General features: G+C 40.9%; 6 protein-coding genes and 2 pseudogenes. 3 read left to right on the top strand and 5 right to left on the bottom strand.

Going from position 1 to position 3,310, the window contains the following annotated elements:
- Positions 1-12: 12 nt before the first annotated feature.
- From O9295_RS12425 to O9295_RS12400, 5 genes and pseudogenes are all read right to left on the bottom strand, one after another.
- Positions 13-271: pseudogene (locus O9295_RS12425) on the bottom strand (zinc ribbon domain-containing protein); the annotation flags it as partial.
- Positions 272-877: 606 nt separating this feature from the next.
- Positions 878-1,006 (bottom strand): annotated as a pseudogene (locus tag O9295_RS12415) (transposase); the annotation flags it as partial.
- Between the two features lie 8 nt (positions 1,007-1,014).
- Positions 1,015-1,164, bottom strand: a complete 150-nt coding sequence (locus O9295_RS12410; protein WP_110546089.1) for a lmo0937 family membrane protein — start codon at positions 1,162-1,164, stop codon at positions 1,015-1,017.
- A 50-nt stretch (positions 1,165-1,214) separates the two neighbouring features.
- Positions 1,215-1,691 (bottom strand): CsbD family protein, encoded by a 477-nt coding sequence (locus tag O9295_RS12405; protein ID WP_043999468.1) that lies wholly within the window; start codon positions 1,689-1,691, stop codon positions 1,215-1,217.
- Between the two features lie 292 nt (positions 1,692-1,983).
- On the bottom strand, positions 1,984-2,166 hold the full coding sequence (locus O9295_RS12400) for a CsbD family protein (protein WP_012265934.1): 183 nt from the start codon (positions 2,164-2,166) through the stop codon (positions 1,984-1,986).
- A gap of 320 nt (positions 2,167-2,486) precedes the next feature.
- Here O9295_RS12400 and O9295_RS12395 point away from each other — a divergent pair, with 320 nt between their 5' ends.
- From O9295_RS12395 to O9295_RS12385, 3 genes are all read left to right on the top strand, one after another.
- Positions 2,487-2,789, top strand: coding sequence for a hypothetical protein (locus tag O9295_RS12395; RefSeq protein WP_002803201.1), 303 nt, complete (start codon positions 2,487-2,489; stop codon positions 2,787-2,789).
- A gap of 133 nt (positions 2,790-2,922) precedes the next feature.
- Positions 2,923-3,129, top strand: a complete 207-nt coding sequence (locus O9295_RS12390; protein WP_212567815.1) for a hypothetical protein — start codon at positions 2,923-2,925, stop codon at positions 3,127-3,129.
- Between the two features lie 11 nt (positions 3,130-3,140).
- Positions 3,141-3,310 (top strand): helix-turn-helix domain-containing protein (locus O9295_RS12385; protein WP_288033120.1); only part of this gene is annotated, 170 nt, incomplete at its 3' end.

Here is a 3,310-nt window from a genome sequence, read left to right as displayed (position 1 = left end):
GATTCCCAAACCTCACGATTTAGGTTTCTGCTTCTTTCCCGAAGGATTTTTCGCACCTGCCTTAACAGATTTACTCTGTTCTGGTCTTATGGTCGCTCTACAGACTGACACCGCAAGCCCTGCGGCCAAAATATTTTTACTGGCGTTAATATCTCGGTCATGGTGAGTCCCACAGTCTGGACAATCCCATTCTCGAACATTTAACGGCATTTTCAAGGGCAATATACCCGCAATTACTACACCTTTTAGAGCTAGGAAACCATCTATCTAGGGTCTGCTGAAAAAGTTTTTCCTGGTGGCAGGGTGTAGGGTGTGGGGTGTGGGGTGTGGGGTGTGGGGTTTTACCCATTTTCACCTGGTCAATTACCTAATTTTCAGGCAAAAAGTCCCGGAATTTTCCCCTCAATCACTGCAAGGGTCGGGACTTTTTGAGGTCAAAAAAGTCTAAAAGCCTTATCCAACAAGGTTTTTAGATTTATTCAGCAAACCCTATCTATTTCGATGTAATTTCTTCCGTACCAACGGCATTTATAGGCTAATTGTCGAGTGATTTCTCCCCAACTAACATCTGATATAGCTTGAGCTAGTTTCGGGTTTTTTACAGGGTGAGAGCATCTCAAACGCTATTGACAATTGGCCAATTTTGTCATCCGCGTGGGCATTTCAAGTGATACCAGTCAATCAGAATAGTTACGAAATCGACCCAAATGGGTCGATTTTTGCTTAACAATTGAGATGGCAAATTCTCCTCAAATATGCCTGAATCGTGGGCAAGCAACTCACATAAAGTTCATTTTGTCAAGGATTGTTAAGATGCGCTTACCTTGGGGTTTTTTACCAGGTCTTTTACCGCTAAATTTTCAACTACAATCGTTTAGTTTTCACGAACTAATTGAGTGGTTAGCTTATGTAAATGGTCTTTTCTGCTATCGGTGATTCGAGCCTGAATCTTAGCTACTTTGATTCTTGCTTTTTCCCGATTTTTTGACCCTTTCTGTGTTCGAGAATCAACAATTACCGTCGCCTCATAAACAAGTTGTAGACAACGCCAATCAGCACCAAAACCAAAAGCAGGTGGATTAAGCCGCCGCCAATGTTAATGGAGAATCCTAACAACCAGAGGATGAAAAGTATAACAACGGCAGTCCAAACGAGATCAAACATATTTCCCTCCTTGATTTAGAGAAAAGTGATGAAAATTCAGTCATCGATCCTTAATTGAGTATATCTTGAACCTGATCTTTTACGTCTTCTACTGCATTGCGAACTTGGCTTTCGACTTGTTTAGCTTTTCCAGCAACTTGATCTTGGCGGTTGCCAGTAGCTTTACCTATCGCTTCTTGAGCTTTGCCTTCAATGTTCTTTGTGACTGCTTTTGCCCGCCCTTTTAACTTCATCTGGTCTTTTATATCTTCTGCTGCGTTACGAGCCTGACTTTCGACTTGCTTGGCTTTTCCCATCATCTGATCTTTGGGATCGCCTGTCATGTTGCCAATCGCTTCTTGAGCTTTGCCTTCAATATTTTTCGTAACTGCCTTGGCTCGATTCATGCTTGCGATTTGAGTCTGCGATTGGGTGGGTAAAGTTGCAGCCCAACTATTTGTAGTTCCAAAATCAAAAGCTATAGTAATTGCCAGCATTATAGTTAAAATAATGGTGACAAAAAAGCGACGAATCTGTTGAAGTGACATCATTTTAACTCCAAAAAAGAATTTGATGAATCGATGATACATGGATGATGAACAACTACTGTCTAGACCCTTTCGAGAAAGATTTTTCTAGTCTTTGACGGCGTAAGTTTACCGAGGGAGAGATCTTCGACTTCTTTGAGAAGCTAGATATCTGGTAATATTGGGTTTATTTACGCCGCCTTGTCCTAGTGTTTCACCTGTCTCGAAAGAAACCATTTTTTGAGGAAGAGTTCCGATGAAATCTGGGGTTCAATCATTTGTCTGAATGGCGGTTGCCGTGACAAACGACCTACTAATCAATAATTTTTTTGACTTCATCTTTCACATCTTCGATAGTGTGACGAACTTTTGCCTCTGCCTGTTTTTCCTTGCCCTCTGCTTGAGCTTTGGAATCACCAGTCAGATCTCCTACTGCTTCTTGAACTTTACCTTCGATATTTTTGGCGGTTGCCTCGGTTCTATCTTTTAAGCTCATGATGCTCTCCTTATTGAATTTGTTGGATTTGAGAACTGCTTACCTAAGTTGAGCTAACAATTCTGCTTCTGGTATTACTGTAACGGGTGGTTGTTTGATTTACTGTATGAATTGATTGAGTCTGTATGAATTGCTTGAATACGACACAAAATGTAACGATACCGTTTCTGCAAGCATAGAACTTACGCATTGACAAAAAGGCTTAAATGTGGGTGGTCTAATTTTGTTAGTCTTAGATACAATTTCTCTCTCGACTCTTGACAAAACCCTCTCCGATTTGATTTCCTGACACAAGGGCATCTCTTATAACAGAACAACTGATGAGAAACATTACGAAGCCAACAACTGCTCAATGTAATCTGGCTATTTACACCCTATTTTTGCTCGGCGAACCTAAATATATAAGCTGTGTTCGTTTGGCTCAAATTCTGGGCAATTTATCTCATGACAGTGTCAATCTTTTATTGTGGCGAGAGAACTATACACCCAAGGATTTGTTGGATGAAGTGGCTCCTCAAATCGAACTTGAAGGAGGAACAATCAGTACAGACGATATGGTAATTGACAAGCCTTATAGTCACCCAGCTAAAGCTGAGTTAATCGATTACTTTTACTGGTGGTAAACACAAAAAAGTAGTCAAAGGTATTAACGTAGTTACCTGATATTATACCGATTGTAAAGGAAGGTCAGTTCCCGTTAATTATTGAATCGTTAATAAACAGGAGGGTCAGACAAAACATGAATATTTCTTAGAAATGTTGGACGAAGTAAAAGCTTGGGGATTGAAACCAGAGACAGTCACAGGAGATAGTTGGTATGCTGCCAAAGAAACCATGAATACTCTTAAAGACAAGGGCTTTCGGGGTTTGTTTGCTCCTCATCGAAAATTTGGGTCTGAAACCCCGCCGTTTTACGGCGGCTTTGCTGTTAAATATGAGCATCGTTTACGAAATATATGCTAGTGTGAAAGGACATGGAAAAAGCCTATTCGTTTCGATTTTACCCCACACCCGAACAAGAGTCGCTATTGCGGCGCACATTGGGCTGTGTAAGATTAGTTGACAACAAAGCTCTCCATGTCAGAACACAAGCATGGTACGAAAAGCAAGAAAGAGTAGGCTACGCTCAAACTTCTTCAATGTT

This window comes from Microcystis sp. LE18-22.4A, from assembly GCF_027531105.1.
GTDB lineage: Bacteria > Cyanobacteriota > Cyanobacteriia > Cyanobacteriales > Microcystaceae > Microcystis > Microcystis aeruginosa.
This window is presented reverse-complemented; position numbering and strand designations above follow the sequence as displayed.

What these genes read in the sequence shown, in the direction of transcription:
- O9295_RS12410 (WP_110546089.1), bottom strand. Translation starts at nt 1,164, where the DNA reads ATGTTTGATCTCGTTTGGACTGCCGTTGTTATACTTTTCATCCTCTGG.
- O9295_RS12405 (WP_043999468.1), bottom strand. Translation starts at nt 1,691, where the DNA reads ATGTCACTTCAACAGATTCGTCGCTTTTTTGTCACCATTATTTTAACT.
- O9295_RS12400 (WP_012265934.1), bottom strand. Translation starts at nt 2,166, where the DNA reads ATGAGCTTAAAAGATAGAACCGAGGCAACCGCCAAAAATATCGAAGGT.
- O9295_RS12395 (WP_002803201.1), top strand. Translation starts at nt 2,487, where the DNA reads ATGAGAAACATTACGAAGCCAACAACTGCTCAATGTAATCTGGCTATT.
- O9295_RS12390 (WP_212567815.1), top strand. Translation starts at nt 2,923, where the DNA reads ATGTTGGACGAAGTAAAAGCTTGGGGATTGAAACCAGAGACAGTCACA.